The organism is Lentimicrobium saccharophilum, from assembly GCF_001192835.1.
Lineage (GTDB): Bacteria > Bacteroidota > Bacteroidia > Bacteroidales > Lentimicrobiaceae > Lentimicrobium > Lentimicrobium saccharophilum.
This window is the reverse complement of the sequence record NZ_DF968182.1, coordinates 2,720,581-2,742,218: the sequence shown is the minus strand read 5'-3', so window position 1 is coordinate 2,742,218 and position 21,638 is coordinate 2,720,581. Positions and strand designations below refer to the sequence as shown.

The 21,638-nt window shown below is 43.7% G+C and carries 15 protein-coding genes and 1 tRNA gene; 7 read left to right on the top strand and 9 right to left on the bottom strand.

Features of this window, described 5'->3' with window-relative positions:
* Window positions 1-193 precede the first annotated feature (193 nt).
* Both TBC1_RS10590 and TBC1_RS10585 read left to right on the top strand, forming a co-directional pair.
* On the top strand, window positions 194-1,243 hold the full coding sequence (locus TBC1_RS10590; RefSeq protein WP_062041943.1) for a hypothetical protein: 1,050 nt from the start codon (window positions 194-196) through the stop codon (window positions 1,241-1,243).
* 305 nt (window positions 1,244-1,548) lie between these two features.
* The gene (locus TBC1_RS10585; protein WP_236695655.1) at window positions 1,549-2,364 is read left to right on the top strand and encodes a transposase; all 816 of its coding nucleotides are present in this window, start codon (window positions 1,549-1,551) and stop codon (window positions 2,362-2,364) included.
* A gap of 58 nt (window positions 2,365-2,422) precedes the next feature.
* Here TBC1_RS10585 and TBC1_RS10580 read toward each other — a convergent pair whose 3' ends face one another.
* From TBC1_RS10580 to TBC1_RS10550, 7 genes are all read right to left on the bottom strand, one after another.
* Window positions 2,423-3,247 (bottom strand): FRG domain-containing protein, encoded by an 825-nt coding sequence (locus tag TBC1_RS10580; RefSeq protein WP_062041937.1) that lies wholly within the window; start codon window positions 3,245-3,247, stop codon window positions 2,423-2,425.
* A gap of 279 nt (window positions 3,248-3,526) precedes the next feature.
* Window positions 3,527-4,564 (bottom strand): hypothetical protein, encoded by a 1,038-nt coding sequence (locus TBC1_RS10575; RefSeq protein WP_062041934.1) that lies wholly within the window; start codon window positions 4,562-4,564, stop codon window positions 3,527-3,529.
* A gap of 47 nt (window positions 4,565-4,611) precedes the next feature.
* Window positions 4,612-5,631 (bottom strand): IS1595-like element ISLesa1 family transposase, encoded by a 1,020-nt coding sequence (locus TBC1_RS10570; RefSeq protein WP_062040413.1) that lies wholly within the window; start codon window positions 5,629-5,631, stop codon window positions 4,612-4,614.
* A gap of 47 nt (window positions 5,632-5,678) precedes the next feature.
* Complete coding sequence (locus TBC1_RS10565; RefSeq protein ID WP_062041931.1) at window positions 5,679-6,017, bottom strand: hypothetical protein; 339 nt, start codon at window positions 6,015-6,017, stop codon at window positions 5,679-5,681.
* Window positions 6,018-6,257: 240 nt separating this feature from the next.
* Window positions 6,258-7,409 (bottom strand): site-specific integrase, encoded by a 1,152-nt coding sequence (locus TBC1_RS10560; protein WP_062041928.1) that lies wholly within the window; start codon window positions 7,407-7,409, stop codon window positions 6,258-6,260.
* 155 nt (window positions 7,410-7,564) lie between these two features.
* Window positions 7,565-7,638 (bottom strand) — tRNA-Ile (locus TBC1_RS10555).
* A 149-nt stretch (window positions 7,639-7,787) separates the two neighbouring features.
* Window positions 7,788-9,164, bottom strand: coding sequence for a tryptophanase (locus TBC1_RS10550; protein WP_062041925.1), 1,377 nt, complete (start codon window positions 9,162-9,164; stop codon window positions 7,788-7,790).
* A 618-nt stretch (window positions 9,165-9,782) separates the two neighbouring features.
* On the opposite strand from TBC1_RS10550, the gene TBC1_RS10545 reads away from it, so the two are divergent.
* From TBC1_RS10545 to TBC1_RS10530, 4 genes are all read left to right on the top strand, one after another.
* Entirely contained in the window at window positions 9,783-11,072 is a 1,290-nt protein-coding gene (locus tag TBC1_RS10545; RefSeq protein ID WP_062041922.1) for a 4Fe-4S dicluster domain-containing protein, read from the top strand.
* 159 nt (window positions 11,073-11,231) lie between these two features.
* On the top strand, window positions 11,232-11,624 hold the full coding sequence (locus TBC1_RS10540; protein WP_062041919.1) for a four helix bundle protein: 393 nt from the start codon (window positions 11,232-11,234) through the stop codon (window positions 11,622-11,624).
* 80 nt (window positions 11,625-11,704) lie between these two features.
* The gene (locus TBC1_RS10535) at window positions 11,705-12,493 is read left to right on the top strand and encodes a (Fe-S)-binding protein (protein WP_082189567.1); all 789 of its coding nucleotides are present in this window, start codon (window positions 11,705-11,707) and stop codon (window positions 12,491-12,493) included.
* 658 nt (window positions 12,494-13,151) lie between these two features.
* The gene (locus TBC1_RS10530; protein WP_062041913.1) at window positions 13,152-14,537 is read left to right on the top strand and encodes an IS5 family transposase; all 1,386 of its coding nucleotides are present in this window, start codon (window positions 13,152-13,154) and stop codon (window positions 14,535-14,537) included.
* 1,729 nt (window positions 14,538-16,266) lie between these two features.
* Here the strand turns inward: TBC1_RS10530 and TBC1_RS10525 are convergent.
* A complete protein-coding gene (locus TBC1_RS10525; RefSeq protein WP_062041910.1) occupies window positions 16,267-17,442 on the bottom strand; it encodes a formimidoylglutamase in 1,176 nt (391 codons plus the stop codon).
* Between the two features lie 130 nt (window positions 17,443-17,572).
* Window positions 17,573-19,903 carry a type I DNA topoisomerase gene (gene topA, locus TBC1_RS10520; protein WP_062041907.1) on the bottom strand — a complete coding sequence of 777 codons (2,331 nt, stop codon included), beginning with the start codon at window positions 19,901-19,903 and terminating at the stop codon, window positions 17,573-17,575.
* Between the two features lie 185 nt (window positions 19,904-20,088).
* On the opposite strand from topA, the gene miaB reads away from it, so the two are divergent.
* Window positions 20,089-21,414: a tRNA (N6-isopentenyl adenosine(37)-C2)-methylthiotransferase MiaB gene (miaB, locus tag TBC1_RS10515; protein WP_262490422.1), complete on the top strand. Its 1,326-nt coding sequence runs from the start codon at window positions 20,089-20,091 to the stop codon at window positions 21,412-21,414.
* The last annotated feature ends 224 nt before the right edge of the window (window positions 21,415-21,638 follow it).

Here is a 21,638-nt window from a genome sequence, read left to right as displayed (position 1 = left end):
CTTACTGGCGTAGGAATACAGAAGGTTTTATTTTTTTAAAGTTAAACACGATAGCCTTTTGAATAAAAAATTGTCGATAATATAACAAACCTAGGATCCTGGATCAAACTTAAAGTGAATAAGCACATATTTTGATTTGATTCTATTATTTGATCAGGAATAACTACTTTTAAATGCCTGTAAAAAAGTGCTTATGGAAACTTTCCATTCGATTTATAAGAAGTTATTTAATAGTGGAAGTTGGAAGTATTACCACAATATGAACTTTGATCAGTTCCCATTTTCCGATGAAGCAATTGCAAATCGATTCGTTAATAATTATTTCAATACTGGGAATAAATTTGCAGTAATTGATCCAACTCTTAATTACGATAGATTTAAGAATATTCATACACTTTCAACTTTTTTCCTTGGATTATTTCTTAAAGAAATTGTTCTAGAGACTCAAACCCATAAACCTAAATTTGAATACTTTTGGTATCTGTGTTGCTTATACCATGATTATGGGTACTATATTGAAAATGACAAAAATAGATTTCCACCTGATGAATATTCACTTAGTAGATTAAAATCTAATCTCAAGATCACTAATAACGGTTTACATGATTTTCAAGAAGACCCTCACAGTTCTTGCGTTGTTAAAAATTATTTCAATTATTGCAGGAAGAAACGCCATTTTCTAAATCATGGGATTATTGGAGGCCTTCTACTTTATGATCGGTTGATAAAAAACCTCAACAAAGCTATAAGGGCAGCTAAATCTAATGCGAAATCAGATAATTTGCCATTTGATAAAACAGACTTTTCTTACAAGGGGCTGCACTGGTCTTCAGACCATATTGATTGGTATAAACACATTGCAAGTATCATTATAGCCCATAACATTTGGTTTTGTACTGAAGAGGAGGATCTAGAATTATATACGAGAAGCGGTTTGATAGATTTAATAATCATAAACCACCATGAAAAAAGGTTGAAAAAAAAAGAACATGGGTTATTATTCCTTTTATGTCTAGCAGATACGATTGAACCTTCCAAGCATTTTTCTCAATTGCAACCCTTATGTGTGTTTGACAAAATGAGGATCGATTATGATCACATTAAGCAGATTATCATTTTAGAAATAATCGACAATTGTCTTGATTATGATGGATGGTTTAAAAAGATCGAGTCTTTAGAGAAATGGATGGCGGTTGAAGTTACTATTGATGGCGCAAGAATTAAGATAGAGATACACGAATAGTTAAAATTGAATTAACTTGGTTTCGGTTTAACATCTAATAATCTAATCACTGCTGACAAATTGCCATAAATGGTATTAAGTCATGCGAATCAAGGGTTGAAGTTAAATTAGTAAGCAGTTGTTAACAATCTGATTGTTAACAAGTTATGAATAATATATTTTATTAATAACCTGAGAATCAGTATCTTAGTGGAATATACCACTACACCACTTAAGATATGATATCTCAGGTTAAGGCAGACAAATTAATCAAAATTTACTTTCAAGTTTGCGAAAAGTACGAGAATGAACTAAAATTTTCTTGTATGCGGTTTAGCAACAATGATGAACCAGCGTTTTCAGATCAGGAAATTATGACCATTTATTTGTTTTGTGTCAATCAGGAACAGCGAGTGAAGATCAAGCAGATCCATTCATTTGCCAATGATTATTTGCGTTCCTGGTTTCCAAAGTTGCCTTCCTACACCGCATTTAATAACCGTTTAAATAGGCTTTCTGAAGCTTTCAAGCTATTCGCTGGCTCTTTGTTGGCGGAGTATAAACCAGTTACATGCTCAGACAATGAAAGTGTATTGGATTCTCTTCCAATAATTACATGTTCTGGTAAACGCGTTGGTAAAGTAGCTCGTGAAATCACTGATAAAGGTTATTGTTCTACAAAAGCCATGTACTACTTTGGTTTGAAACTTCACGCACTGGCTTTTAAACATCCTAAAAAATTACCTTACCCGGAACAACTTCTTGTTACTGCTGCATCTGAGAATGATCTGAATGTTTTTAAAAATGCATGGGAGAATATCGAAAACCGAACTTTTTATGGAGATAAAATCTACCATAACGTTGACTATTTCAACAACCTGGCTAATTCAAAGAACTCGTTGATGCTTACTCCAATTAAGGGAGTGCAAAATCAATCAAACTGGGAAAAGAATTTTGATAGAGCTTATAATGATTTGTTTTCCAAAGCCGTATCCACAATCAGGCAACCTATAGAGGCTTTATTTAACTGGCTCATCGAAAAAACTGACTTTCAAAGGGCTTCTAAAACTCGTTCAACTGCCGGATTATTGGTTCATGTTTTCGGAAAAATCTCCGCAGCATTCATTTCTTTAATATTTTAACCCTTGATTCGCATAAGTCACATTACTCTAGTCGCTAGTATCAATTCCGTCCGAAAGGTTACAGGATGGAATCAAAGTTTGGTTGATCCGGTTGCCCCCAACAGCTCCATGCAGGATTCTGATATCTTCTTATCAAATCTTTAGACAAATTGTCAAGATCCATGAACAATGTTCGATAACTAACTCCCAAACAGTTTAATTCTTCAATGATATTTGATTTTGTCTCTTTAGGAATGATGTATCTGGATAAATGCTTATCGTTAGTAAGTTTTGAGATGATATCATTTTCCTCTGATGGTACAGGATGAATTGTAAAAGCACTCTGTTGGGTATTCATTCTTGAAAATTTTAGCGTTGGATAAAACGCTAACGGTAAATTGGGCGGCGTAGTAATCTCTAGGCTTTCTTTTAATTTGATTTTATTTTCTATTAAGGGGGCATCTGAAAGATATTTCAGATATTTATGACTTTGCTGGGGATATCCATCAATTTCCGACAGCTTATTTAGTTCCTGGGGAAAGATAGACCAAAGCTCGCCATCCTCAGATGGATTGTCAATGACTGCAAAGAATAGTGCTACAAGAATGCTTTCGGACCAATCTAAAAGCCTTGTTGGAGTTCCAAAGTGTTGCATTAAAATCAACCATTCCAGATTGTTATCGTTGGCTGGTAAAGCAGAATATAAGGCAGGGGCAATTCGTTTGAAGTCATAAACAAACTGAAACTCTGTATCGGGTGAGATTGCTTGGTGCCCCTGGCTGTAAAATTCATCTCTGAAAATTCGGGGTTTCAAATTGTTATAGGCCCTGGAATGTCCTCGGTACCAATTATATTTAAAAGTTTTTCCGACCTTAACTGCATCTTCAATTTTACAGATTCTCATCACCTTTAAACCTAATAATGAACGAAGAGTGTAGAAACGATACTACACTCTTCGTTTGAATAAATTATTAATGTGAGCCTAATTATTTAGAATGAGGACTTCTCGTTAGGTGAGATCTGTTCCCTGATCTTGTTGAATTAAGATCATAAGGTGATTTCTCTCTTGATCCACCTGTGTGTCCAGGTTTACCTGACAATCCACCATATCGACCAACATCATATGGTGTAGGTTTGTTTAATTGATTTTTGTCCTTGCTCATTGTATAAGGGTTTTAAACATTCATTCTAGATAAAAATTCCAGAAAGAATTAGTCAGAATTTCGTCACCGGTTTTAACTCGGAAAATGGATTTAGAAATATCCTCGACTAAAGTAAGATATTCTTCATTAGGTTCTGGTAATTTTTCAACTTTAAAACTCATTTTATTTAATAAAATTGTTTCGATTAGTCTGGAACAGTCCTCAATAGTTCTTACAACAAGTACGCCATTTGCAACACCTGTGCGTAAACTAACCTGGATACCTAGGGGATGTGTTTCTTTTAATGTTTTTGCACGTTTATTATAAGTTTGTTCTACAGTACTGTATAAAAGATCTTTGAGGTTCTCTATTGGTGCTTTTTCGGGATTTTCTATCCAGTTTCTTAATTCTTGGTTTTCAACTTCCCATGCAAGATTCGGATTAAAAATTTTCAATTGTCTTAATATTATCTCCTGTTCAGAAACAGATGGATTTAATCGGTGCAATTCTTCCAGCAACGAATCAACATATTCCTTATTACCTTCTGGCACAAATGCAATAACTGGCTTTCCTTGAGCAAGGGTTGAAGCAAGTTCTGAGTCTTTACCAAAAGTGTCAGATTCCTGAACAAGATATAGAGTAAGTTTTGCCCTTTTCAACATCAATGCTTCGGATAATCCCTTATCTATCCTATTTTCACAATAAGCCTGGGTAGGGTCAAACCATCTGATATTTAGAGGTTTTAAAATATCAGAATTAAAGATTAGGTTAACCAACTTGCTGATCAGGAGGTATTCATGTTCCAATCGCATTGATGTTGCAACATATACATCCAAATGGTCTGATGTAAGAAAGGACATTTGATTTCTTTTGCCTTGTTCAAGCCACTCCTTTCTTTCTTTTAATAACATTAAGGCTTCTCCATTAGAAGGATCGAATTGAACAATCTCATTTAGCTTATCTTCAATAATATACCCTAATAAGTAAGTCTTGTTTGCAGGGATATTATTGATTTCATTTATTTGTCCATGTCTATTAATATATTTGTCAAGTGAATATGGTCTTGTAAGTTCTAACATTTGCCATAATTCTTCATAATCTGTTGATAGTTTCTTAAGGCTGTAGTTTATAAGTGCGTTGCTTTTAACGTTTGATATTTCTCTCCAATTGTTCGGTATCTCGTAAGACTTAAAAGGTCAAGTGTTGTGTACTTTACGACTTCTTCTGTAGGTCTAAGCGAGCTCTTGACTGCTTGCTGTACTCTGTACCAGTTTAAATAGTTCTGAAGATATTTTGTGGAGACGCCCCAAAACGTTGAGTCAATCCACTTCTTCACTCGATTATGCAAAGAGTTTACGGTTTGTATGTGATAGATGCCATTCTTAACATATTGCTTAAGGTCTGCGCGTAGCACCACCAATGAAAGCTGGTTATCCTTGGCAAAGCCCTTATAGCTTACGTGCCCATCAGCGCATAGGATGGAGTCCTTTTCAATTCGGTTCCCAATGGCGTTCTCGATGTCAGCTTTGCTGATGCGCCCGAGGGTGACCACCTTCATATCCATCGCCCCCTTACGGTCAGACGTCACGATTACAGCCACCTGGTCTTTGGAAACACCTCTTGAAGAGGAGCTACCCCCTCGCTTGCGACCTTTCCTTGTTTGCTGTTCTTTCCCTTTTTCTGACAGCAAAAAGAATGTTTCGTCACTCTCAACAATCCCGTTGAAATCATCCTTCCTTACCTCTTCGAGAGAGGAAAGCACTTTATGACGCCAATCAAAGGCGGTTTTCTTGTTAATGCTCAGAGCAAACTTTATTTTATCCAATGACATGGACTTATGCATCAGTTCAAGGTAATCATTAACAAGCTCTTTCTTATGCAGACCAGCTAGCCATGTGCCCGTGTACTCCGTAAATGTTCGACTGCAAGCTCTGCATTTAAAGCGTTGGCTGCCCTTATCCTTGCCAAATCTGTAAAACCTTAGGCTTCCGCAATGAGGACAGCCAACCTGCTTGTTTATCAGTTGGTTTCTGCGTAATGATAGGTAGTCGGGGGCACTTTCGTTCCCCGTTAATTCTGCAATCAGGTTCGCCTGTTGGTGCGAGGGTAAGGCGCGAATGGCTGATAATATTTCTTGATAGTCCATTAGCAAGTAGTTTGAGCAAAGATAAACAATATTTTCATAATACAACGCTATTCTAAACTACAGCCTTTCTTAAATGCAAATCTCACATTTCCATACCAAAGCAGTCCAAAATAAATGAAGCGATTAATCTTTTCTTCTAATGCTTGGATCGATGGGAATGAGAATATACTGTCCTCTCCTTCCAGTTCTTCAGTTACAAGAAATTGAAAGAAGAAGTCAGCGACTCTATTATAACCTAATAATAATAAAACTTCGTTAAATTGGCTATAACCTAAACCATCTCCGTTTTTGAATAGTGTCAAATTCAATACATGTTCGTCAATGTGATTACATTTTTTACCTACTAATTTTTCAATAAGAGGCTTAACATCTCGGATTGTACACATAATGCTTTTTTATAAAAGTTCGGGTGGATTCAAGCCGGCTCTAGTATTTTGCATAGCTGAAACTTAAATACAATTGCACAATAAATATAGTGCAGAGTTTGGCCATTCTATAAATCTAATATTGTATTTTGTCAACAACCATTTGTTGAAAACATCTTCAACATCAGTTTCAATTGAGTTTGCAGCATACGTTTTCTTTAGAGCACGAATACTAATCCTGATGAATTTGATTTGAATCTGCTATTTCGCATTCCACATTCTCATCGCCTTCCTTTTCTGTTCATCTTGTACTTTAGCATAAATCTGAGTCGTTTCAATCTTTGTATGTCCGAGTAGCTTACTGACTACAGCAATATCGTTACACAGTCCTAAAGTAATAGTAGCGAATGTATGACGTGCGCAATGGAACGAAATGCGTTTATTAATTCCGGCAAGTTTCATAATGCTCTTAAGGTGCCTGTTAGTTACCTGATTGCAATAAACATGGAAAACCGCAAGTTCTGCAAGCGTTTTTGAAGGCATTAGTCTTATTGCTTGTTCAATAAGTGGAATCCTGATTATCCGGTTTGTTTTAAACATCACTTTTTCTATATGACTTTCTTCTCCGAGAAAAAGATGCTTTTGTTTTAGTTCTCTAATATCGGAATACCGTAGTCCGGTATAGCATGAAAAAAGAAAGTACTGGAGTGTCCTTTTCAGTTCGACAGTCATAAACCCTTTGTAGAGCTTTTCCAGCTTACCCAATTCCTCTCTGGTCAGAAACTGCATATTGCCTTCATTTCTTTCAACTCTTATTTTTGCAAAAGGATTAGCCTGAATAATTCCTTGCTCAATAGCCCTGTTAATGAAAACTTTAAGAGTCCTGAACGCTTTATGTATGGTATTAGGATTATTGCCCAATCCAAACAAGTATGATTCATACTCCCGCCAGAAGAAAGGATTAAGCTGTTGAAAAGAGATCTTTTTGCGGAAACCTTTTAGTTTGGTTAACTGCACATTGTAATTTGCTATTGTTCCTTGCGAATATTTTCCACAGTTATTTTTGATATCATGCTCTATGAAAGCGATGAAGTCTGTGTGGTCATATACTTCTCCGCGTAGCATTCTTTCGAAAGCGTCCAGATCAATAGTTTGTTTTTCAATGTTGGCGCGGGCAATGAACTCTTTGGCCCTGCTTAGATACAGGTCAATTGCATCCTGAATTTCGGTGAAGTCGTTACAATTAGCAGAAACTTTCTGGGACTTTTGATTCCAATGTTTTGCCAGGATAGATTTTCCGGTGGTAAAGTACATTTTAACACCATTAATGTTCGCATAGAGATATAACGAACATGTACCGTCTTTTCTGGTTGTTTCGGTACGCTGGATGATTCTGAAGTGAGAAGTGTTCATGGCAACTTAACTTTAAAATTTGTGTAGAAATTTTGTAGAAAAAATTGCCGTAAACATTGAAAAGAACACATTTTAAAGCGCAAGCCAAACGCTTTAAAATCAGGGTTAAAATACAGAAAATGAAGTTTTTCCTTTCATTTTCTGTATTTTTCCAGTGGGCCCACCTGGACTTGAACCAGGGACCACCTGATTATGAGTCAGGTGCTCTAACCGACTGAGCTATAGGCCCTTGCAGGTTAAACGCTGCAATTGTTCCCGATTTGGGATGGCAAATGTACGAAAAATTTAAATATTCCGTATCCTGATTTATTTTTTGTTGTCCGGACCAGCATTCATCAACCTGGTAAATGGTTGCACTGTACGGGAAACAAAGTCAGATTATACTTTGGCCAGATCAACGGTGAAGTGCCGCATAATAGGGGCTTCACCGGTGATTTTCAGTCCTTTGATAATGCTGTTGCGGCGTTCATACACATTGGCGAGGGCGGTGGCCACATAATCCATATGGTTGTTGGTGTAGACCCTTCGCGGGATGGTAAGGCGCAGCAGCTCCAGCGCGGGATAGCGGTTTTCGCGGGTCTCCGGGTCGCGGTCGGCCAGCAGGGCGCCGATTTCCACACCGCGCACGCCACCTTCAAGGTAAAGCTCTACGGCCAGTGTCTGTGCCTGGAACTGTTCCCTGGGCAACTGGGGCAGAAAACGCTTGGCATCCACAAAGATGGCATGTCCGCCGAAGGGCTGCTGCACAGGCACGCCGAAGTCAACCAGCCGCTGACCAAGGTATGCCACCTGGCTGATGCGGGTTTCAAGGTAATCGAAGCAGGTGCCTTCGCGCAGCCCCTGGGCCAGGGCGTTCATATCGCGGCCCGACATCCCGCCGTAAGTGATGTAGCCTTCGAACATAATGTTGAAAACGGAAGCCTTTTCGAAAAGTTCCTTGCTGCGCATGCCGATAAATCCGCCCATATTCACAATGGCGTCTTTCTTGCTGCTCATGGTCATGGCGTCGGCGTAGCTGAACATCTCCAGCACAATTTCGCGTATGGTTTTGCCGGCATAACCTGCCTCGCGGGTCTTGATGAAGTAAGCGTTTTCGGCGAAACGGGCCGAGTCGAAGACCACCATAATTCCGTATTTGTCGGCCAGTTGCCTGACGCCGCGCAGGTTTTCCATAGAAACCGGCTGCCCGCCCGAAGAGTTGCAGGTTACGGTAACCACGATAAACGGAACTTTTTCTTTCGGATGGCTTTTCAGCACGTCTTCCAGTTTGTTCAGGTCAAGATTGCCCTTGAAGGGATGATTGACGGTGGTGTCGAAGGCTTCGGCTATGGTGCAGTCCACCGCTTTGGCCTTGCGGAATTCAATATGTCCCTTGGTGGTGTCGAAGTGGGAGTTGCCGGGAATGATATCACCTGCTTTGACCAGCGCGGAGAAAAGAACATTCTCGGCAGCCCGGCCCTGATGAGTAGGCAGGAAATATTCGAAGCCCAGGATTTCCCTGATGGTGTCTTTCATTTTAAAATACGAAGAGGCGCCGGCATAACTTTCGTCACCCAACATCATTTCGCTCCACTGCCGGTCGCTCATGGCACCGGTGCCCGAGTCGGTAAGCAGGTCGATAAATACCTGCTCGCTTTTAAGCTTGAAAAGGTTGTAATTGGCTTCCCTGATCCATTGTTCGCGTTCCTCGCGGGTGCTGCGGCGGAGGTGCTCCACCATCTTGATTTTATATGATTCTGCAAATGGTAATTCCATGATAATTAATCAATTAAAGTAATAAATAGATGAATTGCGTCAATAAAATGACAGGATAAAAGCAATTAAAACTGATATTCGTCCCGGTTCTTGATGTTGCGGAAGATGGTCTTGGAAGTAAGCCGGAAGAGAGGTTTCTGACGCATAATACTCAGCTTGCTGCGGTCAAAAGTAACGCATTTTTCAGAAATGCAAAATTATTCTGCTTTTTTTTGGAGGCCATCCTGATTTTCCGGCTTGATGGTTTGCTGAAGCGCTGTTTTTCGCTATGGCAGCTCCACAATCAAACCAAAGAATTGTATAAATGTATAAGGCAATTTCGGGGAAAGAATTTAAATCTCTCCGTGCAACTGGTTGAATATATGTGCAACAAACAGTTACACAGAGAACACTGAGGCATCACAGAGTTACACAGAGAAGAATTAAGACCACTGTGACTTCTCTGTGAAATAATTTGATTGCTATGAGCATAAGTTATTCAAAATAAATCATACAGCTTCCGGAATATGATTTACTGATATGTACATATCTGCATACAATAAAAATCAAGCGGGATTTTCGCTTACTGCAGAAGTATTTCCTATCTTGCAACTGCTTTTCACCGGATAAACCCTACTTATGACAAAACAGATCATTTTTACGGTGGCATTGCTGATTACACTCGGCATCTTTGCCTTTACCATCCGAAGGATCTATAAGTTCTTCACACTTACAAAGCCATTCAGCATCAGCAGCTGGGGACAGCGTATCAGCCTGGTGCTGAAAGTCGCCATCGGTCAGACCAAGATCTTCAGGTTTCCTCTGATAGGATTGGTGCATGCCCTGGTTTTCTGGGGTTTTATGGTCATCACCCTGGGAAGCATTGAGATGGTGATTGACGGAATCTCAGGACTTGAAAGGAGCATGGCCTTCACCGGCTGGTTTTACGATGTGGTGATGGCTTCGGGCGATATCATGGCGTATGTGATTATGTTGTCGATGCTGCTTTTCCTGGGTCGCCGGCTGTTCATTTCCGTTCGCCGGTTCTCGGGCATCGAAATGCAGAAAAAGTCGAAACTCGACGCCCTGGCAGCCCTGGGCATTATTTTTATGCTGATGGTTTCCCTGGCGGGGATCAACCTCACGTATGTTCAGATGCATCCGGGCGGATACGAAGGCGCATATCCCCTGAGCGCGGCCCTGGCTCCGGTTTTGTTCGGGCAAGGAAGAGAACTTATTGTACTTCATGAGGTCAGCTGGTGGGTGCATATCCTGCTGATATTCGCGTTTGCCAATATACTGCCTTACTCCAAGCATTTTCATGTATTCACCTCTGTGCCCAATGTGCTGCTGAGCAGGCTGGAGCCGCTGGGACAACTGCCCAATATGGAGAGTGTTACCAATGAGGTAAGGATGATGATGAATCCGGAAACGGCCTTTGCCCCGGCGCCTGAGGGACAAGCCGCCCCGGCCCGTTTCGGTGTGAAGGATGTGGAGGATGTTACCTGGAAAAACTACCTGGATTCCCTGGCCTGCACCGAATGCGGCCGCTGTACTTCCGTATGTCCGGCCAACATTACCGGTAAGAAGCTTTCGCCCCGTAAAATATTCGTGGACCTGCGGGCAAGAATGAAGGAGAAAGGCCCGGGTTTGCTCAAAGACCTGAGTTTTGACGATGGAAAATCCCTGGTGCGCGACTTTATCTCCGCCGAGGAGTTGTGGGCCTGCACTACCTGCAATGCCTGTGCCCAGGAATGTCCCATCAACATCAACCACCCCACGCTGATCGTTGATATGCGGCGCTACCTGGTGATGGAGGAAGCCACCATGCCCCCGTCCATCGCCTCTATGCTGCAGAACATCCAGAACAACGGCGCTCCCTGGCAATACCCTGCCGAGGACAGGATGAAGTGGGCAGACCTGCTTTAATTTGAAAATGAATCAATCTGTAAATATGTAAATGATTAAATACTGCTCCTTGATTCCTGATCCGGGAAAAGGACCGATCAATGTTATTGTTTAAGGATGAATAGTTTACTGAATCAGATGTAGTTCAATTAAATCGTTTAATTATAAAAACACAAGAAAATGGAAAGTAAAGAGAACATTATCAAGTCATTGACTTTTGAGTTTGCCCTTGAAATAATTGATTTTGCAGAAATGCTGGAAAAGATGCAAAAGTATGTGATTGCGAAACAATTGCTTAAATCCGGTACATCCATTGGAGCCAATGTCAGAGAAGCACAGCAGAGTGAAAGCCGGCTGGATTTTATTCATAAGATGAAAATTGCAACCAAAGAAGCCGATGAGACAGCCTATTGGTTGGAATTATGTGCTGCAGCAAAATCATATCCAACGAATACTTCACTTCTTGAGAAAATTGAAATAATAAGGAAAATCCTCTATAAAATTCTATCAACTGCCAGAGAGAACTTAAAGCACGAAATGTTGGAACAAAGAAACAGTAGCCGGAAGAAGTGAAAATTATGCCACGGGCATTTTCACATTTTCATATTTTTTAATTTTCAAATATCCTACAGACAAAGAAAACACAAGAAATAATGAACACAATCAAAGTCCCTTTAATGTCCGATCTCGCTGCGCGGGGCGAAACCCCTGAATACCTTTTCTGGGTTGGCTGTGCAGGCGCTTTTGATGAACGCTATCAGAAAGTAACCCGTGCTTTTGTGCGGCTATTGCATCACGCCGGAATCAGTTATGCCGTGCTGGGCACGGAGGAGACCTGCACGGGCGATCCTGCCCGCAGGGCCGGTGACGAGATGACCTTTCAGATGCAGGCACTGACGGTGATTGAAACGCTGAAGGCCTATAATGTCAAAAGGATCATCACCTGCTGTCCGCATTGTTTCAATATTTTCAAAAATGAATATCCCGACCTGGGTGGACATTACGAGGTCACCCATCATTCGCAGTTTCTCAGGATGCTGGTTGAAGAAGGGAGGATCAAGGCGGACCCGGCGGTTTTCAGCGACAAGACCATTGTATTTCATGATCCCTGTTACCTGGGCAGGGGCAATGGCGAGTATGAATCGCCCAGGGCCGTGATCGCCACCTTGAGGGCACGCACCGCCGAGATGCCCCGGAACCGGAGCAAAGCGCTGTGTTGCGGTGCCGGCGGCGCCCAAATGTTCAAGGAAGCAGAGCCCGGAAACAGGGAGGTGAACACCGAACGCACCGAAGAAGCGCTGGCCACCGGCGCCCGGATAGTGGCCACCGCCTGCCCCTTCTGCATGACCATGCTTTCTGACGGCATTAAGTTCAAAGACAAGCAGGAAGAGGTAAAAAACTACGACATTGCCGAGTTGCTGGCCATGTCGCTGGGGCTCTAAAGCCGGTTGGCTTATCATTATGAAATAGCGGGAAGTAAGAAGTAAGATGTAAGAGTTCACTTGTATTGTTTGCATGCGATACCTGTCTGGCGCAGACGCTTCCGGATATCGCATATATCTTGTTACTTCCTTCAACGCATTTCAAACTCCTTGTTCAGTTTATGACACCCATCGGGATTAAAACGCATATATTCTATTCGTGCATTCGTGGCAATCTTCATTCACCTGTCTGGTACGGTGGGGTCTTTGAGCGGGAAATGTCATGCGGGGATAAAAAGAAGGCCTAACAAGATGGAAGTATGTCCGCACTAATAATCACTCATTCTCAACGGATTACAATTTCTTTGGTTTCAGTACTTTTGGCTTGATCCAAAAGTACCAAAAGATCAAGGCTTCCCAAAAATGGCTGAAAACAGGCGAGCATTTTGGCCGGAAGAAACGAAGGTTGTTACATTCTTTCTCTGCTTAATACCGATGTACAAAAATCACCCGTGCTTCGTCAGACATCTTCGCACACGTTTCTTCTTTAATTCATGCCGCCTGTTTTCTTAACGCCATTTTTGGAAGGCCGGTCCTGTCGCAATTATTTCGTCGCTCCTTAAATAAGTTATAAACAATTGAATGTCAATAAATAAGCATCATTTTTTAGCGACTATTTATGCAGGATTTTGTATCTTTAATGCATAAAAACCTGCAAATTATGCTTGGAAAATCACCCACAAAGAGCCAGAGGGAATTATTTCGTCCGATGCTTGACGATTTTATCAATTTGGATCATGAGCTTGTTCGTTTAGCCAATAAAATTGATTGGGGATATTTTGAGAAAGAATTCTCGGTCTATTATTCTGATCAGGGAGCACCCAGTGTTCCTATCAGGTTAATGGTTGGCTGCTTGCTCTTAAAACACATTTATAATCTTGGAGATGACCGTATTCCTGAGGTTTGGGTTCGTGATGTTTACTTTCAATATTTCTGCGGGGGAGTCTTTTTCGAACATAAATTTCCTTTTGACCCGAGCGATTTCACTCACTTTCGCAATCGTGTGGGAGAAGAAGGAATAGGCAAAATATTTGCATACAGTGTAAAACTGCACGGGCAATCTGTTCACAAGCAATCGAAGTTTTCCTTGTCAGATACAACCGTTCAGGAAAACAATACTACGTTTCCAACAGATGCCAAATTATGCAAGAAAGTTATAGACCAATGCAACAAAATAGCTGAGAAAGAAGATATTGATCAACGGCAACGATACACCAGGGAGAGTAAGCAACTGCTACGCGACACTTACAATGGCAAGCATCCCCGACGAGCCAAAAAGGCAAAAAAGTCAAAAAGACGTCTAAAGACCATTGCCAATACGTTGTTGAGGGAGCTGGGTCGAAAAATGAGCGAGGAACAGCAAGGGAAGTACGCAAAAGAACTGAAACTCTATCATCGTGCTGTCAACCAGCAGAAAAACGACACCGACAAGGTTTACAGCCTTCACAAGCCCTTTACCCGTTGCATAGCCAAAGGCAAACCACATAAGCAATATGAGTTTGGCAACAAAGTAGGGTTGATTACCACTGGCAAAAAAGGGAAGAGGATTATTTTAGCCATCAGTGCATTTTTGGGTAACCCCTTCGATGGCCACACGATTGAGCCTTTGATTAATCAAATGATTAGCAATGACATAAAGCTACCTCAGGAAGTGGTTTATGACCGGGGAGGAAGAGGAAGGTCAGAGATTGAAGGTGTAAAGATCCTGACACCCCATAAACCCAAGGCCAGCGATACAATTGCTCAGAAACATAAGAAACGTAAAAAGTTCAGATCACGGGCAGCTATCGAGCCAATTATCGGACATCTGAAAACAGATTTTCGAATGGGACAGAACTACCTTTTAGGAGAGAAAGGCATACAAATCAATGCTTTGATGGCTGCAACCGCATGGAATCTGAAGAAAATGATGGAAAAACTCAAACTAGAGTTTTTTCGTTTCATTTTTCAAACGCTGGTTGAGCCTCTTTTTTTATTTTTTCCCGCTCGGAAAAATAGTTTTTAAGGAGCGACTATTTCGCTGATTTAGTGAAAAGCCCCCGGTTGGCGCTGACGTCCTCGTTCGTGCATCTAACCATCTCTCCAGGGTCCGCGGCAGGCGTCGGAAGACGTGCACACTCATTACATTCGTGCATTCGTGGCAATCTTCATTCACCTGACTGGTGCGGATGCCCTGTTGGCACGGATGCCCTCCTTCGTGCCCCGCAATCTCTCGTTATCCGGCTTTTGCCGTCTCCCGGGACCAAGCCCGATCCGGAATTTCCCTGGTATCAATACCCTTTTAAACCTGAAAATCCTGTTAATCCTGTCTTTAACAAAAAACAACGATAAATAAGATCAATCATTCCGAAATCCTCAATCTAAAATCTGCAATCCACAATCCCTGTTGGCGCGAACGTCCCCGTTCGTGCATCTAACCATCTCTCCAGGGTCCGCGGCAGGCGTCGGAAGACGTGCACACTCATTACATTCGTGCATTCGTGGCAATTTTCATTCACCTGTCTGGTACGGTGGGGTCTTTGAGCGGGAAATGTCATGCGGGGATAAAAAGAAGGCCTAACAAGATGCAAGTATGTCCGCACTAATAATCACTCATTCTCAACGGATTACAATTTCTTTGGTTTCCGTACTTTTGGCTTGATCCAAAAGTACCAAAAGATCAAGGCTTCCCAAAAATGGCTGAAAACAGGCGAGCATTTTGGCCGGAAGAAACGAAGGTTGTTACATTCTTTCTCTGCTTAATACCGATGTACAAAAATCACCCGTGCATCGCCAGACATCTTCGCACACGTTTCTTCTTTAATTCATGCTGCCTGTTTTCTTAACGCCATTTTTGGAAGGCCGGTCCTGTCTCAATTATTTCACTGATTTAGTGAAAATCCCCCGGTTGGCGCGAACGTCCCCGTCCGTGCTTCTTACCATCTCTCCGGGGTCCGCGGCAGGCGTCGGAAGACGTGCACACTCATTACATTCGTGCATTCGTGGCAATCTTCATTCACCTGTCTGGTACGGTGGGGTCTTTGAGCGGGAAATGTCATGCGGGGATAAAAAGAAGGCCTAACAAGATGCAAGTATGTCCGCACTAATAATCACTCATTCTCAACGGATTACAATTTCTTTGGTTTCCGTACTTTTGGCTTGATCCAAAAGTACCAAAAGATCAAGGCTTCCCAAAAATAGCTGAAAACAGGCGAGCATTTTGGCCGGAAGAAACGAAGGTTGTTACATTCTTTCTCTGCTTAATACCGATGTACAAAAATCACCCGTGCATCGCCAGACATCTTCGCACACGTTTCTTCTTTAATTCATGCTGCCTGTTTTCTTAACGCCATTTTTGGAAGGCCGGTCCTGTCTCAATCATTTCACTGATTTAGTGAAAATCCCCCTGTTGGCGCGAACGTCCCCGTTCGTGCATCTAACCATCTCTCCAGGGTCCGCGGCAGGCATAGGAAGGCGCGTGCACACTCATTAAATTCGTGCATTAGTGGCAATTTTCATTCACCTGACTGGCGCGGATGCCCTGTTGGCACGTATGCCCTCCTTCGTGCCCCGCAATCTCTCGTTATCCGGCTTTTGCCGTCTCCCGGGACCAAACCCGATCCGGAATTTCTCTGGTATCAATACCCTTTTAAACCTGAAAATCCTGTTAATCCTGTTAATCCTGTCTTTAGCAAAAAAAAGCGATAAATAAGAGCAATCATTCCGCAATCCGCAATCCGCAATTCCTTTCCTTCTCACATCAGTTTCTGATACACCTGCCACCAGCGGTCGGGAATTTCGTTGTTGCAGGCGGTTTGGTAATCTTCGTAAGTGCATGGAACGATGTAATGATTGGCATATTTCCGGCGGTTGTCGGCGCCGCAGATTACTTCCATCCACCAGCGGTCGCTTTTGCGGCTTTTCAGAAAAAGGATGCCGTCGCTGAAATCGCTGGTAGGCACGGTATAACGGATGAAAGCATCGCTCTCGCGGGAGGGGATATCCTTTTTCCGGGCATTAAAGCCCTCAAACACATACCAGATCATCTGTGCAAGCAATTGTGCCGTGATTCCCCTGCGGTCGTATGCAGGGTTATATTCGAAAAATCCGATAGAGGAAAGTTTGTCGCTCATGGCGGCATAGCGTGCGATCTGGCATGCCTGATCTCCGGTAAAACCGTTGGGGCCGGCATTGGCATTGCCCGGGGCATCGGCAGCCCTGATAGCGCCCATATCGAAGGAAAGCATATCTGCATTGCGCACCAGCGGCTCGGTCTCTTTCATGTCGGCGGTAAGCAGGCCCAGCCGGTAGCTGTCGAAAAGCAGTTTCTTCATCAGGTCGAGCGCCGGCTGATCGACAAAGTAGGTCTGATACCCGAGGTTGGTGTAGTTGAACAGGTAGTTGGGCCGCTGCATGATGATGCGGCTGAGATAGGTATGAGAATCCAGTTCCGACTGTGTTTCACCAAGATCGAACATCGGATCCACGGCCGCCATATTAATGATCTGCTCCAGCTTCTCATACCCTTTGTACATGGCATACGTCAGGTCCTGGCCTCCACCGATGATGACCGGGAGGATCTTGTTTGCAACAAGGTATGAAACAGCGGAAGATAGCGCATAGTAAGTATCTTCAATGGTAAATCCCTGCCTGATGTTGCCCAGGTCGGCAATACGTGCCGTCCAGGAACCGGGAAACAGCCGGTAAAGCTGTTTTCTCACCTCGTTGGCAGCATCGGCGCAGCCTTCGTTCTTCACCGCGGCCCGATCTTCCACCACGCCTATGATGGCGATGTCAACATCAGCCGCTTCCGGGAAATCAGCATTCTGACGGTAAGCGAGTATTTGTTGTCCGATGCGCGGATGCGAAATGGTTTCGGCACCATCAAACAGCTCATCAGGCAATGGTTCAAAATAGATGGAGATATCCATAATCAACGAGGGGTTTTAAGCGCTCAAACCTATGGATTTTCCCTGGATTTTGCAAATGAGTAGATGCGGTGACAGGCATAAAGCGCTGCACCGGCAATGGCATGCAGGATGCCGGGATGAGTGCCGGGGCTTACTTTTTTCTGAACTTTCCTTTTCCGGGGGTCTTCGGGGCGGCATCCGATTTCGCGGCAATTTCCCTGCACTGTTCCAGTGTAAGAGAAGCGGGATCGGTGCTTTTGGGGATCCTGTAGTTGGATTTGCCGATGGCAATATAGGGCCCGTAGCGGCCGTTGAGCACCTGGACTTCAGGATCTTCTTCGAAAATCCGGATTACGCGCTCTTTTTCTTTTTTGCGCTTTTCTTCTATCAGTTCAACCGCCCGTTCGGCATCAATGGAAGCCGGGTCGTCGGTCTTTGCCAGGGAATAGAAGGCAGATTTATGTTTTACGTAGGGCCCGAACCGGCCGATGGCCACGGTCATTTCCGCATCTTCGTATTCGCCGATGGTTCGTGGGAAATCAAACAGCTTCAAGGCTTCCTGAAGGGCGAGCGATTCAATGCTTTGTCCCTTTTTCAGGCTTGCAAAGCGCGGCTTTTCAGCGTCTTCCGATTCGCCGATCTGCACCATAGGGCCAAAGCGACCGATTTTTACATACACGTTTTTGCCTGATTCAGGATCGGTTCCGAGCAAGCGTTCTCCTTTGACCTTCTCCGATTTCTCAAGGGTCTCTTTCACCTGTTTGGCAAAAGGATAGTAGAATTCCCTGATCATCTGGTTCCAGACTTTCTGTCCCTGCGCGATTTCATCAAATTCCTTTTCCACGCTGGCCGTGAAGTTGTAGTCAAGGATATTTTCAAAATACTGTACCAGAAAAGAGTTTACCAGCGAGCCGATATCGGTAGGAAATAGTTTGTTCTTTTCCTGTCCCGAAGTTTCGGTTTTTACCGATTCACTGATTTTTCCGTTTTTCAGTTTCAGCAGGTCAAAGCTGCGCTGAACTCCGGGCCGGTCTTCCTTTACCACATATTCCCTTTTCTGGATGGTTGAGATGGTCGGAGCATAGGTTGAAGGTCTGCCAATGCCCAGTTCCTCCAGCTTTTTTACCAGGCTGGCCTCAGTATACCTCGGGGGTTGCTGCGAAAATTTCTGCGTGGCCAGCATTTCAATCAGGCTGAGGGGTTGTCCGGTTTTCAGCGGAGGAAGTATCCCCTCTTCCGAATCAGTATTTTCGTCATCCGTCGATTCGAGATAAACCTTCAGGAAGCCGTCGAATCTGATTACTTCACCCTTAGCGACAAATTTTTCCGGCGATTTTGAAATGCTGATGGTCACGGTGGTACGCTCCAGTTCGGCATCACTCATCTGCGAAGCAATGGTGCGTTTCCAGATCAGGTCGTAAAGTTTTTTCTGAGATGCATCGCCCGAAACTTCCCGGTGATTCATATAAGTAGGCCTGATGGCTTCGTGGGCCTCCTGGGCGCCTTTCGATTTGGTGGCGTACTGGCGGGTTTTAACATACTTCTCACCGTATAGCGAAGTTATTTCCTCTTTGGCCATATTGATGGCGAGTGACGACAGGTTTACGGAGTCGGTACGCATATAGGTGATTTTTCCGGCTTCGTAAAGCTGTTGGGCCACCATCATGGTTTTGGCCACGGAGAAACCCAGTTTGCGGCTGGCCTCCTGCTGCAGGGTGGAGGTGGTAAATGGCGGAGCGGGCGATTTTTTTGCCGGGCGGGTTTCGGTATCGGCTACCTGATAGTCTGCTCCCACGCAGGTGTTCAGGAATTCCAGGGCTTCCGGTTTCTCGGGAAAGCGACGGCTGAGTTCGGCAGCAATTTTCGGCTGACCTTCTTCGCCCGGAAGGATAAATGTGGCAGTAACCCGGTAGTTGTATGAACTCTTGAATGATTTGATTTCTTCCTCCCTCTCCACGATCAGCCTGACCGCTACCGACTGCACCCTGCCGGCTGAAAGCGCGGGTTTTACTTTCCTCCACAGCACCGGTGAGATTTCAAATCCTACCAGACGGTCGAGCACCCGGCGCGCCTGCTGCGCATCCACCAGGTTTTTATCGATGCCCCTTGGATTTTGTATGGCTTCGGTGATGGCACTTTTGGTGATTTCATGAAATACAATCCGCCTGGTTTTTGATTTATCCAGCCCGAGGGCTTCGGTAAGGTGCCACGAAATGGCTTCCCCTTCACGGTCTTCATCGGAAGCAAGCCAGACAATTTCAGCCTCGGAAGCCAGTTTTTTCAACTCCTTCACTAGCTTAACCTTGTCGCCGGAAATTTCATATTTGGGCTTAAAATCGTGTTCAATGTCTACTCCGAGTTGCTTCTTTGAAAGGTCGCGTACATGGCCGAAACTCGACTTAACAGTGAAATCCTTACCAAGGAAGCCTTCAATGGTTTTTGCTTTTGCAGGGGATTCTACGATCACCAGGTTTTTGATCATATTGACAAATGCTGATTAATAATCAATGTTTTAAAAACGGGCACAAAGTAACGCAATAAAAAGATACCACACTTTTAGAACACCAAGAATAATTTATAACAAGGTAAAAATGAGGCTGTTCAAATAATGTGTATTTTTGCCGCCCGGTGCAGGGAAGCAGCGGTTGTTTTCATTAAAATTTTATTGTGGATCAGAAACGTAAGCTTTATATAGAGACCTATGGCTGTCAGATGAATTTTTCTGATACCCAGATTGTGGGTTCCATCATGACCGATCATGACTTTGAAACCACCGGCAACATTGCGGAGGCCGATCTTATCTTCGTGAATACCTGCTCAATAAGGGACAATGCAGAAAAGCGCGTGAGGGCCCGCCTGCAGGAGTTCAAGCGGTACAAAAAGCAGAAACCCGGTCTGATTATCGGCGTACTGGGTTGTATGGCCGAAAGACTCAAGGAGCAGTTGATCAGCGAGGAGAAAATGGTGGATGTGATCGTTGGGCCCGACGCCTATCGCGACCTGCCGCGTTTGCTGAATATTGCCGAGGGCGGTCAGAAGGCGATCAATGTCATTCTTTCGGCCGATGAAACCTATGCAGATATCAATCCTGTAAGGCCCGACAGTAACGGGGTATCGGCCTTTATCTCCATTATGCGGGGTTGCGAAAATTTCTGTTCATATTGCGTGGTGCCTTATACCCGCGGCCGGGAGCGCAGCCGTGACCCGCAGACCATCGTCAAAGAAGCTGAAGATCTTTTCAGCCAGGGATATCGCGAAGTGACCCTGCTGGGACAGAATGTAAACTCGTATAAATGGGATGACGGAACCGGGTTTGCAAAACTTCTGGAACGTGTTGCACTGGTGAATCCCTTGCTTCGGGTGCGTTTTGCAACTTCTCACCCCAAAGACCTGACCGATGAGCTGTTGCATACCATGGCAGCCCACCCGAATATCTGCCGGTCAATACACCTGCCGGTTCAATCGGGCAGCGACCGCATCCTCAAACTGATGAACCGGAAGTACGACAGCAGCTGGTATCGTCAGCGCATTGAAGCCATCAGGCGTATTCTGCCCGGCTGCGCCATTTCCACAGATATTATTACCGGTTTTTGCAGCGAAACGGAGCAGGATCACCAGGAGACCCTGGAGATGATGAAATGGGCTGCCTATGATTATGCATTTATGTTTAAGTACTCTGAAAGACCTGATACACTGGCTCATAAGAAATATAAGGATGATGTTCCCGAAGCGGTGAAAGGCACCCGCCTTCAGGAAATTATCGACCTTCAGCAGGAATTGTCATTCCGCAGCAACCATGCGGATATTGGTAGAACCTTTGAGGTACTGGCAGAAAGTTTGTCACGAAAATCAGGGAAAGAACTTTCGGGACGAAACAGCCAGAATAAAGTGGTGGTTTTCCCCAGGGAGAATTATAAACCGGGAGATTATGTCAGGGTCAGGGTAACTGCCTGCACTCCGGCGACTTTAAAGGGGGAGGCTGTTGCGGAATAACTGAATAATCAATAGATTATTGTTCCTTTAAATGGGCAGGGAATCTTATCTTTGCAAAACCGTTCAAGTATGATGCGGTGCGGTGCAGAATGGGTCTTATTTCATAAAATTCAGATTATGTAAGACTGAAAACGCCGGATTCCGAAACTATTTAAGAAAAAACGTGTTATCATTGCTTTGTTTATCACGGTTTTTGAATAACATTTTATCTTTGTTCTCCTGTT